A 17769-nucleotide genomic window follows, 5' to 3' on the forward strand; every position below is an offset into this window, starting at 1 on the left:
CGCGGATCCGAGGCTCTTCACGACGGCGGCGTCGTGAGGTACAAATAACGTACTAGTTCGTACATTACGGGGGTGCTCGTGACCTTGTCATCAGCCGCCCAGGCGATTCGCGCTCACGCGGTGCGGGCCACGCCGGGCACGGTCCTCACCGGGCTGATCGGCGCGGGCATCGGACCGTCGCTCAGCCCGCCGCTGCACGAGGCCGAGGCCCGTCGGCTCGGGCTGGAGCTGGTCTACACCCGATTCGACCTCGACGACCACGATGTCCCGGCCGCAGCTGTCGGTCCGATGCTGGCCGCGGCTCGCGAAGCCGGATACCGCGGGCTGAACATCACCCACCCCTGCAAGCAGGTGGTGCTCGAGCACCTGGACGAGCTGTCCCCCGACGCGGCGGCGCTGGGCGCGGTCAACACCGTCGTGTTCGAAGGTGGCCGCGCGGTCGGGCACAACACCGACTGGTCCGGCTTCGCCCGTGGCCTGCGGACCGGACTTCCCGACGCGGACCTCGGCGCCGTCGTGGTGCTCGGTGCGGGCGGGGCAGGCGCGGCGGTGGCCCACGGCCTGCTCACGGCCGGCGCCGGTCGCGTCCGGGTTTTCGACCTCGACGCCGGCCGGGCCGCCGAGCTGGCCGGCGCCCTCGCCGGTCGGTTCGGGCCTGGTCGTGCGTCGGCGGGGACGGACCTCGGGGCGGCGGTCGGCGCCGCGGACGGGCTCGTGCACGCCACCCCGACCGGCATGGCCGCCCACCCCGGATTGCCGCTGCCCGCCGAACTGTTGCGCCCGGACCTGTGGGTCGCCGAAGTGGTCTACCGCCCGCTCGAAACCGAACTGGTCCGAGCCGCTCGCGCGCTCGGAGCGCGCGTTCTCGACGGCGGCCGCATGGCGGTGTTCCAGGCCGCCGAGGCGTTCGGCCTGTTCACCGGGGCCGAACCCGACGCCACGCGGATGCTGGACCACTTCGCCACGCTCACGACTTCCCCGGAAAGGCAGCCCGCCGATGTCCTCGACTGAATCCCGGCGTTCGATCGCCACGGTTTGCCTGTCCGGCACCTTGGAAGACAAGCTGACCGCGGCCGCCCACGCCGGGTTCGACGGGGTGGAGATCTTCGAAAACGACCTCGTCGCCTCGTCCTGGTCGGCGAAGGAGATCAGCGAACACTGCGCCGAGCTCGGCCTGTCGATCGACCTGTACCAGCCATTCCGTGACTTCGAAGCCGTGCCGCCGGACGTGCTCGCCCGCAACCTCCGGCGCGCGGAGCTCAAGTTCGACGTCATGCACCAGCTCGGCGCCGACACGATGCTGGTGTGCTCGTCGGTGTCGCCGGACGCGGTCGACGACGACGACCTCGCCGCCGAGCAGCTGCACCTCCTGGCCGAACACGCCGCCGCGCGGGATATCCGGATCGCCTACGAAGCGCTGGCGTGGGGCCGGTTCGTCAACACCTACGAGCACTCGTGGCGCATCGTCCGCCGTGCCGCCCACCCAGCGCTGGGGCTGTGCCTGGACAGCTTCCACATCCTGTCGCGCGGCAGCGACCCGGCCGCGATCCGCGCGATCCCCGGCGAGAAGCTGTTCTTCCTGCAGCTGGCCGACGCGCCGCGGCTGCAGATGGACGTCCTGCAGTGGAGCAGGCACCACCGGCTCTTCCCCGGCCAAGGCGCGTTCGACCTCACGGCGTTCACCCGGAACGTGCTCGCAGCCGGCTACCGCGGGCCGTTGTCGCTCGAGGTGTTCAACGACGTCTTCCGCCAGGCCGACCCCGGACCGGCGGCCGTCGACGCGATGCGGTCCTTGCTCGGCCTGCAGGAGACGCTCGGGGTCGCGGACCTGCCGCCCGCTCCGGCACTGGCCGGCCACGCGTTCGTCGAGCTGACGGCCGACAACGCGACCGAGCCGGCGATGGCCGAGGCGTTGAGCGGACTGGGTTTCACCGAAACGGGCCACCACCGGTCCAAGCCTGTCCGCTTGTGGCAGCAGGGTGACGCACGGATCCTGCTGAACAGTTCCGGTCCCGCCGTGGGCGCCTCGGTCGGCGCGGTCGCCGTCGAAAGCGCCGACCCGGTCGCCTCGGCCCGGCGCGCCCAGCGGCTGCTCGCACCGATCCTGCCGCGCAGCCACCGCGCGGACGAAGCGGACCTGTCGGCGATCGCCGCGCCGGACGGGACGTCGGTGTTCTTCTGCCGCACCGGCGCCGACGTCGCGGACAGCTGGTTCGGCGACTTCACCCAGACCGAGCCGCCCGGCCGGGAGGCCGGGGTGACCGGGATCGACCACTTGGCTCTGACCCAGCCGTTCGACCACTTCGACGAGGCGGCGCTGTTCTACCGCGCGGTGCTCGGCCTCGAGCCAGAGCCCGTGACGGAGTTCGCCGCGCCGTTCGGGCTGGTGCGCAGCCGGACGGTGGCCGATCCAGCGGGCCGCGTCCGCATCGCCCTCGAGTCCGCCCTGCTCCGACGCGGAGATTGGGCGCCGGGCGTACGCGAGCCTCAACGCGTCGCGCTGACCACCGCCGACGCGCTGGCGAGCGCCCGCCGGATGCGCGAGCTCGGAGCACCTCTGCTGGAGATCCCGGGCAACTACTACGACGACCTCGACGCCCGCCTGGCCCCGAACCCCGAGCTGCTCACCGCCCTGCGGCAACAGTCGGTGCTCTACGACCGCGACGAGCAGGGCGAACTGCTGCACTTCTTCACGGTGGTGCTGGGCGGCCGAATATTTTTCGAGGTGGTGCAACGAATCGGCGGCTACACCGGAGACGGAGCGGTCAACTCGCCGGTCCGGATGGCCGCACACCGCAGGCAACGCGAAGCGGCGACATCCAGGGCGCACCCCTCGACACCGCGAACTTCGACTTGATCGACGGCGGGTGCTGACCTGCCGAGCGAGCGTCCGAAATCCTTACTCGACCCCGGCGTGCAGCTGGTGTTCCCGGACGCGGACCTCGAGGCGGCGGCCAACGGCGTGGTCGCCGGCGTGTTCGCGGCCACCGGACAGACCTGCCTGGCCGGCTCCCCGAGCGGTCCGGGCTGTCAGGCGGTGAACCCTCCGTTGCTCTTCAGCAATTGCCCGTTGACCCACTGGCCCTGCGGGGAGCACAGGAACGCCACGAGGTGCGCGGTGTCCTGCGGGGTGCCCAGCCGTTCCAGTGGCGTCCGGCGCAGTATGTGTTCTCGAACGTCGTCGGACATCCACCCGGTGTCCACCGGCCCTGGGTTGATCACGTTGGCGGTGATCCCGAGGTGGGCCAGTTCATGGGCGGCGGCCAGCGTGATGCGGTCCAATGCGCCTTTGCTGGCCCCGTAGGGCAGGTTGCCGACGGTGTGGTCACTGGTGAGGCTGATTACGCGTCCGGTTCCCCGGGGCCCGCGGAACCGGCGGCCGTATTCGCGGATCAGCAGCCACGTGGCGCGTGCGTTCACCGCGAAGTGGCGGTCGAAGCTCTCGAGGGTGGTGTCGAGCAGACCCGAGTCGACCGACTCGCAGTGGCACATCACCAATGCGGTGATGCGGCCGAGGCGTCGTTCGACTTCGTTGAAGACGCGCTCCGGAGTCTCCGGGGCGGCGAGGTCCGCCTCCATGGCCACCGTCTTGGCGCCCCGTTCCGCCAGGGTCCCGGCGATCGAATCCGCCGCATCGGGCTCGATGCCCCAGGCCATGCGCGCGTCGTACGGTGTCCAGTACGTGAAGGCGACGTCCCAGCCCGCCTGGGCCAGCTGGCGGGCGATGCCCGCCCCGATCCCGATCGAGCGGCCGACGCCGGTCAGCAACGCCACCGGCCTGGCGCTGGCGGGGCATGGTTTCTCGCCTGTAGTCGTCACAAGGTGTCATCGTTCGACGGCGGTGCAGGCTTGGCAATCGATTTAGAAGACTGGAACGAAGGGGTTCATTGCGATGCCAGGCAGGTTCTTGTTGGTGAGCTCATCCGTGCTGCTTGTCGTGGCGGCGCTGGGCGGTGACGACGTCGATCGTGTGCTTCCGGATCCAGCTCAGAAACTGTTCCAGTGACGTGGTGAGTCCCCGGCCGAGTGGCGTGAGTTCGTAGCTGACCCGCGGCGGCGTGGCGGGCTCGACAGTTCGCGTGACAAGGCCGTCCCGCACCAGGGTGCGCAGTGTTTGCGACAGCATCTTCTCGCTGATCCCGCCGATCGTCGCATGCAGTTCGGAGAAGCGCCGCGGGCCCTCTCCCAGCGCCGCCAAGATCAACATGCCCCAGCGGCTGGTGATGTGCTCGAGCACCTCGCGCGCCGGGCACTCGCTGTTGAACGCGTCACTCATGCCCTGCCATGCGTCCGGCCCAGGCTGGGAATTTACCTTCACATCCGGAGCTTACCTTAAGGTAGGTCCTTTCGATCAGTAAGCCGGGGATCTACGCTCCCGTCATGGTCACAGTGGTCTTTGGAGCGAGCGGCAATGTCGGTCGCCATGTCGCGGCTGGTCTGAGCTCGGCGGGCGAGAAGATTCGGTTGACGAGCCGCAATCCGCTCCCGACGGGCTTCCCACCGGGAGCGGAAGTCGTCACGGCCGATCTGGAGCGCCCGGAAACCCTGCCTGCCGTTCTCGACGGCGCGCAGCGCGTGTTCCTTTACGCCAAACCAGAAGGAATCGACGGCTTCGTGACAGCGGCCGAGTCTGCCGGCGTAGGGCACGTGGTCCTTCTGTCGTCCGGGTCTGTCATCCACCCGGATGCCGCGCACAACCCCATCGCCCGGGCGCACATCGCCGTCGAGTCCGCCCTCGAGAACTCCAGCCTGGCATGGACATTCATCCGGCCGGGGATGTTCGCCACCAACACCCTGTGGTGGTGGCGGAACTCGATCCGTGAAGAGGGCACCGTCCGGGTGCCCTACCCGGACGCGCAGACGGCACCCGTTCACGAGAAGGATCTGGCGGCGCTCGCGGTGACCGCTTTGACCCAGCCGGGTCACCGCGGCCACGCCTACCCCGTGTGGGGGGCCGAGTCACTGTCCCTTCGGCAGCAGGTACGGCACATCGGCGCGGCCGTCGGTCGCGAGATCACCCTCGAGCCGATTTCGGTCGAACAGGCACGCGCCGAGCTCGGCAAGACCATGCCGCCCATGGGTGTCGATGCGATCTTGGCCGCATGGCGGGCCGGAACCACCGCACCGCCGCGGGTGTCGACTGTCGTCGCGGACGTCACCGGCCGTGCTGCCCACACGTTCGCGCAGTGGGCCGATGACCACGCGAACGACTTCCGCTGAGGTGGCACGGACACTCATCTTGCGATGCGCTGACCGAAGCCGTCCACACTATCCTGCGACAGCGCGGTCAACGGCATGTCGGATGTCCGAGCCCTCGACGGACATGATCCGCTTGTGCGGAGAACAGGTCGCGCCCTCGGGGAAGTGCACGAGTGCCGCACCCGCCTCGTGCGCCTCGCGCATCAGCCGGCGTATGTCGCTCCCGCAGCCCCGCGCTGTCGCGAGGATCTTCGCGGAGGACAGCCTGCGCCACGGCCAGCCGCAGCCGTTTCGTTTCCGCCGTGACGTCTTCTCCCGGAGCTTGCCGGAAGTGCCTGCGCTGGGGCAGTCGACGGAGGTCCGGCGTGAGCCACGCCGGAGATCACCGTAGCGCGGCACGCAGCACAGGCAGGCTGAGGCGCTGTCAGCGGCATGAGCGCGCATTCGGGGGCCGCGTCCGCCGGTCACGGCCAGTTGGTGGTCGCGACGAAGTCCTCGAACGATCGCGGCGGCCGGCCCAGGGCGCGTTGGACACCGTCGGCCAGGTCGGCGCCGCGGCCGTCTCGGAGGTCGGCCAGTAGCCCGGTGAGCAGGTTCGCCACGTTTTCCGGGACGCCGTAACGGATTTGCCGTTCGATGAATGCTTCGGGGTCGATGTCGAGGTAGTCGATCTTCCGTCCGGTGGCCTGCGCGATGAGTGTGGTCGCTTCGGCGAAGCCGACTGCTCGTGGGCCGGTCAGCTCGTAGACCTGGCCGTGGTGCCGGTCGTCGGTGAGTGCCGCTGCGGCGACTTCGGCGATGTCTTCGGCGTCGACGAACGGGGCTCGTCCCTCGCCGGCCGGGAGGGTCAACGCGCCGTCGCGGATGCCCGCGGCCCACGGGCCCTCGCTGAAGTTCTGCGCGAACCAGTTCGGGCGCAGGATGGTCCAGCCCGCGCCGCAGTTGCGGACGGCTTCTTCGGCGGCGTGCAGTGGGTGGCCGGCTTCGCCGGCGCGCGGGGCGGAGAGCAGCACGAGACGGCGGGCGCCCGCCGACACCGCTTCGGCCACGAACCGCGGGAGCCGATCCCCGGCGCCGAGGTTGGGTTCCACGAGGTAGACGGCCGCGACACCGGCCAAGGCGGCGGCCCAGGTCGCGGGGTCGGCGAGGTCGAAGCCGCGGGTACGGGAGGCGACCCGGGCGGCGGCGCCGAGCTGCCGGGCGACGCGGCGGCCGGTCTTGCCGGTGCCGCCGAGAATCAAGGTGGTCTGCATGGTCGCAAGCCAACCCCCTGAAGGCGAGACGATCCATGGTTGAAAATCCCCGATCCCTTTGTCAGCGTCTATGGTGCCGAGATGGACGTCCTCAGCGACCTGCTGCACCGGGCCCACGCCGGCCACGCGCTGGTCCGGCAGCTGATCCAGCGGCCGCCGTGGTCGCTGGCCTTCGCCGACGCCCCGCCGCTCACGCTGGTGGCCACGCTCGGCGGGCACGCGTCGCTGCGCGTCGGTGACGCCGTGCCGGTGCGCCTCGCCGCCGGGGACCTCGCGCTGATCAGCGCCTCCGCGTACACGATCGCCGACGACCCGGGCACTCCGCCACAGCTGGTGATCCGCGGGACGAAGAAGTATCCGATCACCGACGCGCAGCCGGTGAGGAACCAGGCGCCGCGCACGTACGGCGACAGCAAGCCCGGGGCCACGACCATGCTCCGCGGCGCTTACGAGCTTCATGGCGCCGCCGCGGAACGGCTGCTGGGCATGCTGCCGCCGCTGGCGGTGGTGCCCGCCGGGCCGCGGACCCGAGGCGCGCTGGACCTGCTCGCCGCCGAGGTGGCGTGCGACGAGCCCGGGCAGGATGCCGTGCTCCGCCGGCTGCTGGACCTGGTGCTCGTGCTGGCGCTGCGCGGCTGGTGCGCCCGGATGGAGCCGCCGCCCGCCTGGTACCGGGCGCTGAGCGATGCCGGTGTCGGCGAAGCCCTGCGCTTGCTGCACACCGAGCCGGCGCACCGGTGGACGGTCGCCGAGCTGGCCGCCCGGGCCGGCCTGTCCCGTGCCGCGTTCGCCGCCCGCTTCGCGCGTCTGGTCGGCGAGCCGCCGCTGACCTACCTGACCGGCTGGCGGATGACGCTGGCCGCGGACCTGTTGCGCGGCAGCGAAGACACCATCGCCACCGTCGCCCGCACGGTCGGCTACGACGACCCGTTCGCCTTCAGCGTCGCCTTCAAACGCGTCCGGGGCGCCAGCCCCTCGGACTGGCGCCGCGGCGGTGTGACTTCCGGTTCGTGATCGCTTGTACCGGGTCACGCTGTCCGCACCTGGCGACCTTAGGTGGCGCCGACGAACTGGTTCCGGTCGCGGACAGCATCGGCCTGTTCGCCGCGGCCGCCTGCCATGCCGGACGTCATCCGCGAGCAACCCTGAGAGTCGAGGTGTTTCCCCATGCTGACCACCGTGTTCAAGGACACGGCGGGACCGCTTTGGTCCCCGGCTACGTCGAAACCTTGGTCCGGTTGTTCAATGACCAAACGTGACTCCTCGGAAGCCAAGTGTCACCTCGGGTCTCGTTTGAGCCGGCTCGTGCGTAACCGCTTCGTGTCCGAAATGTTCGCTCGCCCTCTCGCGCGCGCCGGATATAGTCGCCGGCCAGGGCCTTGCGCTGCCGGGCCCGTCCTTGGGGGGAAGAAACGATGAGCGGGTTCGTCTCCGCGGCTTTGGCTTTTCCTGCCGTGCTGTTCAGCTTCCTGCTGGTCGTCGTGATCGGCTACTGGGGGCTGGCCTTGCTCGGCGTCCTCGACATCGAAGACGGTGACATCGGGTTCTTCGGCGGCGTCCCGCTGTCCATCTCGCTGTCGCTGCTCGTCGCCTTCAGCTGGTTCCTCAGCCTCGTCGGCACGGTCCTCATCGAAGGCGCGCCCCTGCGGGTTTTGCTCGGGATCGGCGTCCTGGCCGCCGCGCTCGTGCTCGGGGCGCTCGGTACCCGGCTGGTGGTCGCGCCCCTTCGCCGGGTCTTCGCCGGGGCCGAACCGACGCGGCAGGACTTCGTCGGCCGGGTCGCCGTCGTGCGGACGTCGAGTGTCACCGAGGACTTCGGGCAGGCCGAAGCCACCGCTGCCGACGGCTCGTCGGCGATCATCCAAATTCGACTGGCGGGCGAAGGCAACCTCGGCGTGGGCAGCCGCGTTGTCATCTACGACTACGACTCCGCGGGTGAGTTCTTCTGGGTCAGCCCCATGGAACTCGAAGCAGAAAAGGACTGAACCGGAATGGATGCCATCGGCTTGGGGGCCGGCGTGTTGATCGCCGTCGTGGTCCTGATCGTCCTGGTGCTGCTGTTCGTCGTGAGCCGGCTGTTCCGCAAGGTGCCGCAGGGCAAGGCGCTGATCATCTCCAAGGTGCGCAGGGTCGACGTCACCTTCACCGGTGCCGTGGTGCTGCCCGTGCTGCACAAGTCCGAGGTCATGGACATCTCGGTGAAGACGATCGACATCGAGCGCACCGGCCGGGAAGGCCTGATCTGCCGCGACAACATCCGCGCCGACATCCGGATCTCGTTCTTCGTGCGCGTCAACAAGACGGTCGAGGACGTCGTGAAGGTCGCGCAGGCGATCGGTACCGAACGCGCGAGCGACCAGGGAACCCTGCAGGAACTGTTCAACGCGAAGTTCTCCGAGGCGCTGAAAACCGTCGGCAAGCAACTGGACTTCGTCGACCTCTACACCAAGCGCAACGAGTTCCGCGACCAGATCATCCGCGTCATCGGCACCGACCTCAACGGCTACAGCCTGGAAGACGCGGCGATCGACTACCTCGAGCAGACCCCGATGGCGTCGCTCGATTCGGCCAACATCCTCGACGCGCAGGGTATCCGCAAGATCACCGAGCTGACAGCGATCGAGCACGTGCGCACCAACGAGTTCCGCCGCCACGAAGAAAAGGAGATCACGCGCCAGAACGTCGACGCCCGCGAGGCGATCCTCGAACTGGAGCGGCGCCAGGCCGATGCGGAAATCAAGCAGCGCCGCGAAATCGAGACGATGCGGGCGCGCGAAGAAGCGGAAACCCTCAAGGTGCAGGCCGAGGAGCGGCTCAAGTCGCAGGCCGCGCAGCTGCGCACCGACGAGCAGCTCGGCATCCAGCAGCAGAACCAGCAGCGCGAAATCGAGGTCGCCGGCAAGAACCGTGAACGCGTCATCGCCATCGAGTCCGAGCGGATCGAAAAGGACCGCCTGCTCGAAGTGATCGGCCGCGAGCGCGAGACCGAGCTGTCCCGGATTTCCAAGGACAAGGAACTCGAAACCGAGAAGCGGTCGATCGCCGAGGTGATCCGGGAGCGGATCGCCGTCGAGAAGACCGTCGCCGAGCAGGAAGAGAACATCAAGAAGCTGCGCGTGGTCGAGGAGGCCCAGCGCACCCGCGAGGCGGTGGTCATCCGTGCCGAGGCCGAAGCCCAGGAGAACCTGGTCAAGGGCATCAAGGCCGCCGAGGCCGCCGAGCAGGCCGCCAAGTTCAAGGCCCGCGAGGAGCTGACCCTCGCCGAGGCGCGCCAGCAGGCCGCCGAGCTGGAGACGCGGGCCAAGATCCGGCTCGCCGAGGGCATCCAGGCCGAGGAGGCCGCCGCCGGCCTCGCCGCCGCGCAGGTCCGGGAGCGCGACGCCGTCGCGCTGGAGAAGGTCGGCCGCGCCGAGGCGATCGTCGAACGCGAGAAGGCGACCGTGGTCGCCGATGCGCTGCGCGACAAGCTGAAGGGCGAAGCCGAGGGCCTCACCGAGAAGGCCGCCGCGTTGGCCGCGCTCGACAGCGCGAGCCGGGAGCACGAGGAGTACCGGCTGCGGCTGGACGCCGAGAAGGAGATCCGGCTGGCCGCGCTCGACGTGCAGCGTGACGTCGCCGAAGCGCAGGCGACCGTGCTCAGCGTCGGGCTGGAGAAGGCCGACATCGACATCGTCGGCGGCGAGACCATGTTCTTCGACCGGATCGTCGGCTCGATCGGGCTCGGCAAGAGCGTGGACGGCTTCGTGCAGCACTCCGACGTCGTCGGATCGCTCGCGCGGCCCTACCTCGACGGGTCGGCCAGCTTCACCGACGACCTCGCCAAGCTGATCGGCGCGGTGAGCACCGAAGACGTGAAGAACCTGACGCTGTCGGCCTTCCTGGCGAAGCAGCTGCAGGACGGCGGGCCGGACAGCGACAAGCTCCGTGAGCTGATGACCACGGCGCAGCGGCTCGGCCTCGCCGAGACGTCGGTCGCCACCGTCGTCGCCGCGAAGCAGTGACGGCGGCCGAGACGAAGCTGGACGCGGGCACCTATGACGTGCTCCGCGTCCGGCTGGCCGCCCAGGCCTCCGAGCTGGCGAAACGCGCGGACGAGCTCAACGCGCGCCGGCTCGAGGTCTTCGGCGGCGCGCAGCTCGCGCTGCTCGGCACCGAACGCATCCGCACCGCCAACAACTGCGTGCCCCGGGACATCGTCGCGGTCGACGGCCGGATGTTGTTCGGCTACAACGTCTTCATCGGACTGAAGCCCGAGACGGCGATCGACGACGTTTTCTCGCTGCAGCGCTTCAGCCGTGACGAAGACGCGTTCCGCTTCGACGACGTCAGTGCGGAGGAACTGCCCGAACTGCTGCGTGACGAGCAGTTCGGGCGGGACTTCGGCGAGCTGTACCGCTACTACCGGCAGGCGAAGCTGCTGCAGCTGCGCCGGCTGGACGGGAAGCTGCTCGCGGTGTTCCAGATCGGTCCGCGCACCGAGGACATCCGGGTGCTGCGGTGGGGGATCGCGGCCGACGGCACGGTGTCCTATCTGGACAGTCGTGGCGAACGTGACCACGTCTTCCCGCCGTCGCACGACTTCGAGTGGATCGAGACGACGCGCGAGGACCACGTCCTCGGCCGGCACCCGCACATCTCGATCGAGGACGAGGTGTTCGTCGAGACCGTCGGCGGCAACTTGACGGTCAAGGTCGAGAACAACACCGAGACCGGCGCCGGGGTGTACGCCGAGCCGGTCGACGAGCCGCTGCAGAGCCTCGCCGACGCCGAAGTCTCCTATGCCCGGATCGGCCCGCTGATCCTGCTGCGCATGCTGCCGTACAAGGAAACCACGTACCGCTACCTGGTGTTCAACACCCGCACCCAGGACGTCGTGCGGCTCGACGGCATCGGGCAGGCCTGCCAGCGGCTCCCCGAGGACCACGGCATCATCTTCCCCGGCGGCTACTACCTCGACACCGGCGTCAGCAAGACGTTCGACACCACTGTGGACGGTCTCGAGTTCGAGCGCGTGATCCGCTCGCCCAACGGCGAGGACGTGCTGTACGTCTTCCACGCGCGGGCCGAGGGGCGCTCGCTCCTGCTGCCGTACAACGTGATCCGCAAGGAGGTCGCCAACCCGATCCCGTGCCACGGGTACTCGCTGTTCGACGACGGCACGATGATCCTGTTCCGCGCGCTGTCCGACGAACCGAGCCGGGTCCACCCGATGCAGGTGTGGCGGACGCCGTTCCAATCGGACACCTACGCGGCGTCGCAGCCGGCCGGCACCGGGCCGCTGGAGCGGGTCGGGAACGCCGACCTCGTCCGCGGGATCTCCGACTGCCTGTCGATCACCAGGATGATCGGGGAAATGGCGCCGTCGGCGGCGGTGTTCGAGGCGCTGATCGCCGCCTGCACGCGCGTCTTCGACCACTACCACTGGCTCGGCGAGAGTGAGCTGGGGGACCTGCGCTCGCCGCTGTCCGACGTCCGCGTCACCGCCGAGCAGGTGCTGGACGAGTTCGAGACGGTCACCTCGCTCACCGCGCAGGCGGCCGAGGCCGTCGACACGGCGGCGGCCGACACGGCGTCGCTCGTGCGGCGGGTGCGGGGCGAAGCGCTGAACGCGGCGGACGCGTGGGTGCGCCGCCTGGCCGAGATGCACCGGGCGCGCGGGCGCCTGGTCACCGTGCGGGAGCTGCGTTACGCCGACACCGCGCGCGTGGACACGCTGATCGCCGAACTGGACACGGAGTTCTCCGAGGCGGCGCAGCGGGCCGTGCGGTTCTTGCAGGGCGAGGAGGCGTTCACCGGCTACCACGCCGAGGTGGACGGGCTGATCGCCGCGGCGGGCGCGATCAAGACGGTCGCCGAGGCCGGTCCGGTTGCCGCGCGGCTCGACGAGCAGTCCGCCGGCCTGGAGGTCCTCACCGACGTCGTGGGCGGGCTCGACATCGCCGACGCCGTCGTGCGGACGAAGATCCTGGAGCGCGTCGGCGAGGTGATCGGCGCCGTCAACCGGGCCAGGGCCACGCTCGACGCGCGTCGCAAGGAGCTCCTGGAGACCGAGGGCCGGGCGGAGTTCGCCGCCGAGTTCGCGCTGCTCGCGCAGGCCATCACCGGCGGGCTCGCGGTCGCGGACACCCCGGAGCGCTGCGACGAACAGCTGGGCCGGCTGCTGCTGCAGCTGGAGAACCTCGAATCGCGGTTCGGGGAGTTCGACGACTTCCTGACCTCGCTCGGGGAGAAGCGCACCGACGTCTACGAGGCGTTCTCCTCGCGCAAGCAGACGCTGCTCGACGAGCGGGCGCGGCGCGCGGACCGGCTGGTCGAGTCGGCCGGGCGCATCCTCGGCAGCGTGACGCGCCGGGTCGGTTCGCTCGGCTCGGCCGAGGAGATCAACACCTACTTCGCGGCCGATCCGATGGTCTCGAAGCTGCGCAGCGTCGTCGAGGACCTGCGGGCGCTCGGCGACCAGGTGCGGGCCGAGGAGCTCGAAGGCCGGGTGAAGGCCGCTCGCCAGGAGGCCGGCCGGGCCCTGCGCGACCGCCTCGACCTCTACGGCGAAGGCGGCGCGACGATCCGACTCGGCCGCAACACCTTCGCCGTCAACACCCAGGACCTCGACCTGACGCTGGTGCCGCACGACGGCTCGATGAAGTTCGCGATCACCGGCACCGACTACCGGGCGCCGGTGCGGGACGCCACTTTCGAGGCGACGCGGCCGTACTGGGACCAGCTGCTGGTCTCGGAGTCGCCGGAGGTCTACCGCGCCGAGTACCTCGCGACGTCGATCCTCGCCGAACGGCCGGTCGCCGAGCTGGTCGAAGCCGATCTGCTCGACGTCGTGCGGAGCGTGGCCGGGGAGCGGTACGACGAGGGGTACGCGCGCGGGGTGCACGACCACGACGCCGCCGCGATCCTGGCGGCCCTGCTGCGGCTGCGGTCCGCTGCCGGGTTGCTGCGCTTCCCACCCGCCGCCCGGGCGGCGGCCCAGCTGTTCTGGGCGTTCGGCGCCGACGAGCGGGCCAAGGCCGCGTGGACGACCCGGGCCGCGTCGCTCGCGCGGGTGCGGGAGGCGTTCGGCCCCACCCGGGCGAGCGACGAGCTGGCGCGGGAGCTCACGGCCGCGATGACGGCGTTCCTCGACGGCGCCGGGCTCGCGCTCGACGCCGAGTTCGCCGGGGAGTACCTGGTCGAGGAGCTCGCCGTCGCGCCGGCCGGGTTCGTCACCGGCGGCGGCGCGCGGGCGGTGCTGGACAAGTTCCGGCTCGACCGGCGGAGCTTCGCCGAGGACCTGCGCTCCCTCGACGTACTGGTGGAACGGTACCAGCTCGCCGACGCCTGGCTGCGGTCCTTTGTGGACTCGGTCGGGCTGCCGGCTGACGAGCTGCCCGAAGCCGTTGCGATCGAGCTGTGCGACCTGCCGCGGTACGACTCGTCGGCGGCGCTGACGGCCACTGTGGACGGTCTGCTCGGCGCGCACCCGCGGATCGCCGGGCGGTCGGTGGCGGTGCGGCTCGACGAGACGCTCGCCAGGACGCACCGATTCCGGCGTGACCGCGTGCCGGGTTTCCGCGCGTACCAGCGGCTGCGCAACGACCTGGTAGCGGCCGAACGCGACCGGCTCCGGCTTGAGGAGTACAAGCCGAAGGTGATGAGCGCCTTCGTGCGGAACCGGCTGCTCGACGAGGTCTACCTGCCGCTGATCGGGGACAACCTGGCCAAGCAGCTCGGCGCGGCCGGGGACGCCAAGCGCACCGACCAGTCCGGTCTGCTGCTGCTCATCTCGCCGCCGGGGTACGGCAAGACGACGCTCATGGAGTACGTCGCCAGCCGCCTCGGGCTGGTCTTCGTGAAGGTCAACGGGCCGGCGCTGGGCCACGACGTCACCTCGGTCGACCCGGCCGACGCGCCCAACGCGACCGCGCGGCAGGAAGTCGAAAAGATCTCCTTCGCGCTGGAGCAGGGCAACAACGTGCTGCTGTACCTCGACGACATCCAGCACACGTCGCCGGAACTGCTGCAGAAGTTCATCTCGCTGTGCGACGCGCAGCGGCGGATGGAAGGTGTGTGGGAGGGCCGCACGCGGACCTACGACCTGCGCGGCAAGCGGTTCGCGGTGTGCATGGCCGGCAACCCGTACACTGAGCAGGGCAAGCGGTTCCGCATCCCCGACATGCTCGCCAACCGCGCGGACGTGTGGAACCTCGGTGATGTGCTGTCCGGCAAGGAAGAGCTCTTCGCGCTGAGCTACATCGAGAACGCGCTGACGTCGAACGCCGTGCTGGCGCCGCTCGTGTCACGGGAGCGGTCCGATGTGGACGTTCTGGTCCGGATGGCCCACGGCGATGGTTCCGTGCGTGCCGACCAGCTTTCGCACGCCTATTCGGCCACGGAGCTGGAGCAGATCCTCGCCGTGCTCCGGAAGCTGGTGCAGGTGCAGCGGACCGTGCTGGCGAACAACCAGGCCTACATCGCCTCGGCGGCGCAGGCGGACGCGTCGCGCACCGAACCGCCGTTCCAGCTGCAGGGTTCGTACCGGAACATGAACAAGCTCGCCGAGCGGATCGTGCCGGCGATGAACGACGCGGAGCTCGAGGCTCTGATCGACGACCACTACGCCGGCGAGGCGCAGACGCTGACCTCGGGCGCCGAGGCCAACCTGCTCAAGCTGGCCGAGCTGCGGGGACGGCTGTCCGCGGAGCAGGCCCGGCGGTGGGCCGCCGTCAAGGCCGCGTACCTGCGCGAGCAGGCGCTGGGCGGGGACGGCGAGGACCCGCTGAGCCGCGCGGTCGGCGCGGTGGGCCTGCTGGCCGACCGGGTGGGCGCGGTCGAGACGGCCATCGGGCGCGCGGCACAGCGGCTGGCGCGGGAAGAGGCTTGATTGCTTTGACCCCGCAATGACGTAGCCGCGTCATGGTCGATGGAGCCGCCCACCATGAAACCGATCCGGGCGGCTGTGGCAAGTCGGGCTGCCGTGGTTCGCGTCAGCCACCTGCGTCTTGTTCGAGTAGTGGCGCTCGAGCCTCGACCGGCGGGGGTGCGGTTGTATGCGGTCAGGCCCGGGTTGACGTTCCACGGGTTGCGGCACAGTCACAAGACGTGGCTGATCGCCGGAGGAGCGCCCGAGATCGCGCAGGCCCCGCCGGTTGGGTCATCACCTGCCGAACCGGGTGGTCGAGGTGTATTCGCATGTGGCGCCGGAGGTGGAGACGCGGTTGTCGGCCGATCTGCAGCGCCGTTGGCAGAAGGCGACGCGTAGTCAGTACCCGAAGGGGCCGAGGCTGACGTCGGCGGCGCGACGGTGGACGAACTCGGAGATCGGTTCGGCATCGAGCGGCGGACGGTCAGCGCCATCCTCCACCGCCACGGGGTGTCGATGCGCCGGCGCGGACTTTCGCCTGAGCAGGTCGACGACGCCATCCACCTGTACAAGCTCGGCTGGTCTCTGGCGCGAGTCGGTGACCGCCTGGGCGTCAACCACACCACCGTGCTGAACAAGCTGCGTGAACGCGGCATCCCCACGCGAGACAGCCATTCGGGTCGCCGTCGTTCTTGCTCCCCGCGATCCAGCCGCCGCCGTGGACGATCACGAACGTGGGCCGCTTGACGGTGGAGTCGTTGCCGGCGATGTAGACGTCGAGGTAGCTGTTGGGGTAGGTGTCGCCGTACTTGATGTCGCTGGTGAGCCGGGTGTTCGAGACCACGGTGGTCGCCATGGGCTTCGCCGGCTCGAACGAGTTGCCGTAGCCCGTCGAGGACTGAAAGCCCAACGCCACCGGGGCGGGCGTGACGGCGTTCACCAGAAGGGCCAGCGAGAGCACCCCGGCCACCACCTGGCCGGCTCCCCGCCGCACGGTCCGGCCCAGCCGGCGCTCGTCGGTCACCGCATCCCGGCGGCTTGCCGCGCGTGCGGCGACGAGGCACGCGAACGCGACGACCACGGCGGCGATCTGACCGGCCGAGCAGAACCGCGATACCGATCGCGACGAGCCCTCCGCGTACGCCTTTCACCCGCCGCGACGGACGCCCGGCCATTTCTTGGATCATTTTCAGGTCCCTTGATCAGTTCGACGCGATGAAAGTGTGTCGGAAAATCGTTTCGCCCAGCTCGCCGGCTGGCGGCGCGGTGCGAAATCACCCGATGGAGCAGGCCGTTGTCGTGGGTGGCCGCCACTTGCTCCGCGATCTGGCAGGTCTCAGCGGATGGTCCACGGTGGACGTCGCACGATGGCCGGCCGGGACATCGGGAGTTCAGTCCCGCACCGGCAGGTGGAGGCTGGACGAACCAAGGTCGATCGTGCGATGCGAGGACCTGACTGTCGTCGACATGGCCGGGTCCTCGCCCGTGCCGAGGTTGCGTTCCCAGCGGGGAGTGTCACCTGATGACCACCAGATGACCGATGCGTGCAGGGCCATTTGTCGAATCCCGGGAAATGATGGGGAAGCGTCACCGTGAGCAACCGGCCGTCGGCCCGTCGCGAAGCCCCGGACTGCGCCGGAAGGACACGTCATGACCGCCACGGCACCCACTGCACCAGGGGTGCGGTTCCCTCGACGACCGGAGGCACGATGACGACGGGATCGGTCAGCCCACGGCGGGCGGACACCCGGCGTAACCATGAGCGCATCCTGGCCGTGGCGGCGGAATCGCTGGCTCGCTCGGCCGAGCTGTCGTTCAACGCCATCGCGAAGCAAGCCGAAGTCGGGGTCGGCACGGTCTACCGCCATTTCCCGACTCCCGAAGCGCTCATCCTGGCGGTCTACCAGCGCGAAGTCCGGCACCTGGTGGACGTCGTGCCGCGCCTGCTCGCCGCGCACCCGCCCGAGGTGGCGTTCCGGGTCTGGACCACCGACCACCTCGCGCACTGCATGATGACCAAGCGCGGCCTGGCCGACGCCCTGCGTGTCGAGACGTCCGTCCGCGGGGAACTGCCCGCGAGCGCGTACCACGCGATGGTCGGCGCGGTCTCGACCCTGCTGAAGGCGAACGCCGACGCCGGGACCGTCCGCGACGGCCTGAGCCCGGAGACGGTCCTGCGAGGGCTGGCTGGGCTGCTCTACCTCAACCCCGGCGAGGACTGGCGGGAGCAGACCGCCGCGCTGACCGATCTGCTCTGGTGCGGTATGGGCAAGAAGCCCTGAAGGGGTTCGTGGGCCGGTGTCGGCGACGCGGCCGTCGTCGGGATTCGCCGGTGCCGGGCAGGTCGTGCGCAGAGATCAACAGCTCGAACGAGTGAACCCACCGAGCTCGGGCTACGAGAAGAAGAGGGGCAGCGAAGAGTGTCACCTGATGACCACCAGATGACCGATGCCGGCAGGGCCATTTGCT

11 protein-coding genes and 2 pseudogenes are annotated in these 17769 nt (G+C 69.9%); 10 read left to right on the plus strand and 3 right to left on the minus strand.

What is annotated here, in order from left to right; all coding sequences use genetic code 11:
- The first annotated feature begins 120 nt into the window (after positions 1–120).
- The 3 genes and pseudogenes from CF165_RS13875 to CF165_RS53405 form a co-directional block, all read left to right on the plus strand.
- Positions 121–1011, plus strand: a complete 891-nt coding sequence (locus tag CF165_RS13875; RefSeq protein ID WP_205660857.1) for a shikimate dehydrogenase — start codon at positions 121–123, stop codon at positions 1009–1011.
- Entirely contained in the window at positions 998–2857 is a 1860-nt protein-coding gene (locus CF165_RS13880) for a bifunctional sugar phosphate isomerase/epimerase/4-hydroxyphenylpyruvate dioxygenase family protein (RefSeq protein WP_093947919.1), read from the plus strand. Before CF165_RS13875 ends, CF165_RS13880 begins: the two co-directional genes overlap by 14 nt.
- A 60-nt stretch (positions 2858–2917) precedes the next feature.
- Positions 2918–3013 (plus strand): annotated as a pseudogene (locus tag CF165_RS53405) (aldehyde dehydrogenase family protein); the annotation flags it as partial.
- Positions 3014–3030: 17 nt separating this feature from the next.
- Here the strand turns inward: CF165_RS53405 and CF165_RS13885 are convergent.
- Entirely contained in the window at positions 3031–3774 is a 744-nt protein-coding gene (locus CF165_RS13885; protein ID WP_240521583.1) for an SDR family oxidoreductase, read from the minus strand.
- A 145-nt stretch (positions 3775–3919) separates the two neighbouring features.
- Positions 3920–4276, minus strand: coding sequence for a winged helix-turn-helix transcriptional regulator (locus CF165_RS13890; RefSeq protein ID WP_093947920.1), 357 nt, complete (start codon positions 4274–4276; stop codon positions 3920–3922).
- A 104-nt stretch (positions 4277–4380) separates the two neighbouring features.
- Here CF165_RS13890 and CF165_RS13895 point away from each other — a divergent pair, with 104 nt between their 5' ends.
- Entirely contained in the window at positions 4381–5220 is an 840-nt protein-coding gene (locus CF165_RS13895) for an NAD(P)H-binding protein (protein WP_093947921.1), read from the plus strand.
- 443 nt (positions 5221–5663) lie between these two features.
- On the opposite strand, the gene CF165_RS13905 is transcribed toward CF165_RS13895, so the two are convergent.
- Positions 5664–6452, minus strand: coding sequence for an NAD(P)H-binding protein (locus CF165_RS13905; RefSeq protein WP_093947922.1), 789 nt, complete (start codon positions 6450–6452; stop codon positions 5664–5666).
- Positions 6453–6533: 81 nt separating this feature from the next.
- On the opposite strand from CF165_RS13905, the gene CF165_RS13910 reads away from it, so the two are divergent.
- From CF165_RS13910 to CF165_RS13940, 6 genes and pseudogenes are all read left to right on the plus strand, one after another.
- Positions 6534–7466, plus strand: a complete 933-nt coding sequence (locus CF165_RS13910; RefSeq protein WP_093947923.1) for an AraC family transcriptional regulator — start codon at positions 6534–6536, stop codon at positions 7464–7466.
- Between the two features lie 401 nt (positions 7467–7867).
- The gene (locus tag CF165_RS13920) at positions 7868–8437 is read left to right on the plus strand and encodes a hypothetical protein (protein ID WP_093947925.1); all 570 of its coding nucleotides are present in this window, start codon (positions 7868–7870) and stop codon (positions 8435–8437) included.
- A 6-nt stretch (positions 8438–8443) separates the two neighbouring features.
- The gene (locus CF165_RS13925) at positions 8444–10453 is read left to right on the plus strand and encodes a flotillin family protein (protein WP_093947926.1); all 2010 of its coding nucleotides are present in this window, start codon (positions 8444–8446) and stop codon (positions 10451–10453) included.
- The gene (locus tag CF165_RS13930; protein WP_093947927.1) at positions 10450–15321 is read left to right on the plus strand and encodes a DNA repair ATPase; all 4872 of its coding nucleotides are present in this window, start codon (positions 10450–10452) and stop codon (positions 15319–15321) included. The genes CF165_RS13925 and CF165_RS13930 overlap by 4 nt, the downstream gene beginning before the upstream one ends.
- A gap of 411 nt (positions 15322–15732) precedes the next feature.
- Positions 15733–16047, plus strand: a pseudogene (locus CF165_RS53410) (hypothetical protein); the annotation flags it as partial.
- A gap of 962 nt (positions 16048–17009) precedes the next feature.
- Positions 17010–17582, plus strand: a complete 573-nt coding sequence (locus CF165_RS13940) for a TetR/AcrR family transcriptional regulator (RefSeq protein WP_093947929.1) — start codon at positions 17010–17012, stop codon at positions 17580–17582.
- Positions 17583–17769: the final 187 nt, after the last annotated feature.

The sequence above is a fragment of the Amycolatopsis vastitatis genome, assembly GCF_002234595.1.
GTDB classification, from domain to species: Bacteria; Actinomycetota; Actinomycetes; order Mycobacteriales; family Pseudonocardiaceae; genus Amycolatopsis; species Amycolatopsis vastitatis.

Coding starts and splice junctions, on each gene's coding strand:
- CF165_RS13880 (WP_093947919.1), top strand. CDS start 998: ATGTCCTCGACTGAATCCCGGCGTTCGATCGCCACGGTTTGCCTGTCC.
- CF165_RS13890 (WP_093947920.1), bottom strand. CDS start 4,276: ATGAGTGACGCGTTCAACAGCGAGTGCCCGGCGCGCGAGGTGCTCGAG.
- CF165_RS13895 (WP_093947921.1), top strand. CDS start 4,381: ATGGTCACAGTGGTCTTTGGAGCGAGCGGCAATGTCGGTCGCCATGTC.
- CF165_RS13905 (WP_093947922.1), bottom strand. CDS start 6,452: ATGCAGACCACCTTGATTCTCGGCGGCACCGGCAAGACCGGCCGCCGC.
- CF165_RS13910 (WP_093947923.1), top strand. CDS start 6,534: ATGGACGTCCTCAGCGACCTGCTGCACCGGGCCCACGCCGGCCACGCG.
- CF165_RS13920 (WP_093947925.1), top strand. CDS start 7,868: ATGAGCGGGTTCGTCTCCGCGGCTTTGGCTTTTCCTGCCGTGCTGTTC.
- CF165_RS13925 (WP_093947926.1), top strand. CDS start 8,444: ATGGATGCCATCGGCTTGGGGGCCGGCGTGTTGATCGCCGTCGTGGTC.
- CF165_RS13940 (WP_093947929.1), top strand. CDS start 17,010: ATGACGACGGGATCGGTCAGCCCACGGCGGGCGGACACCCGGCGTAAC.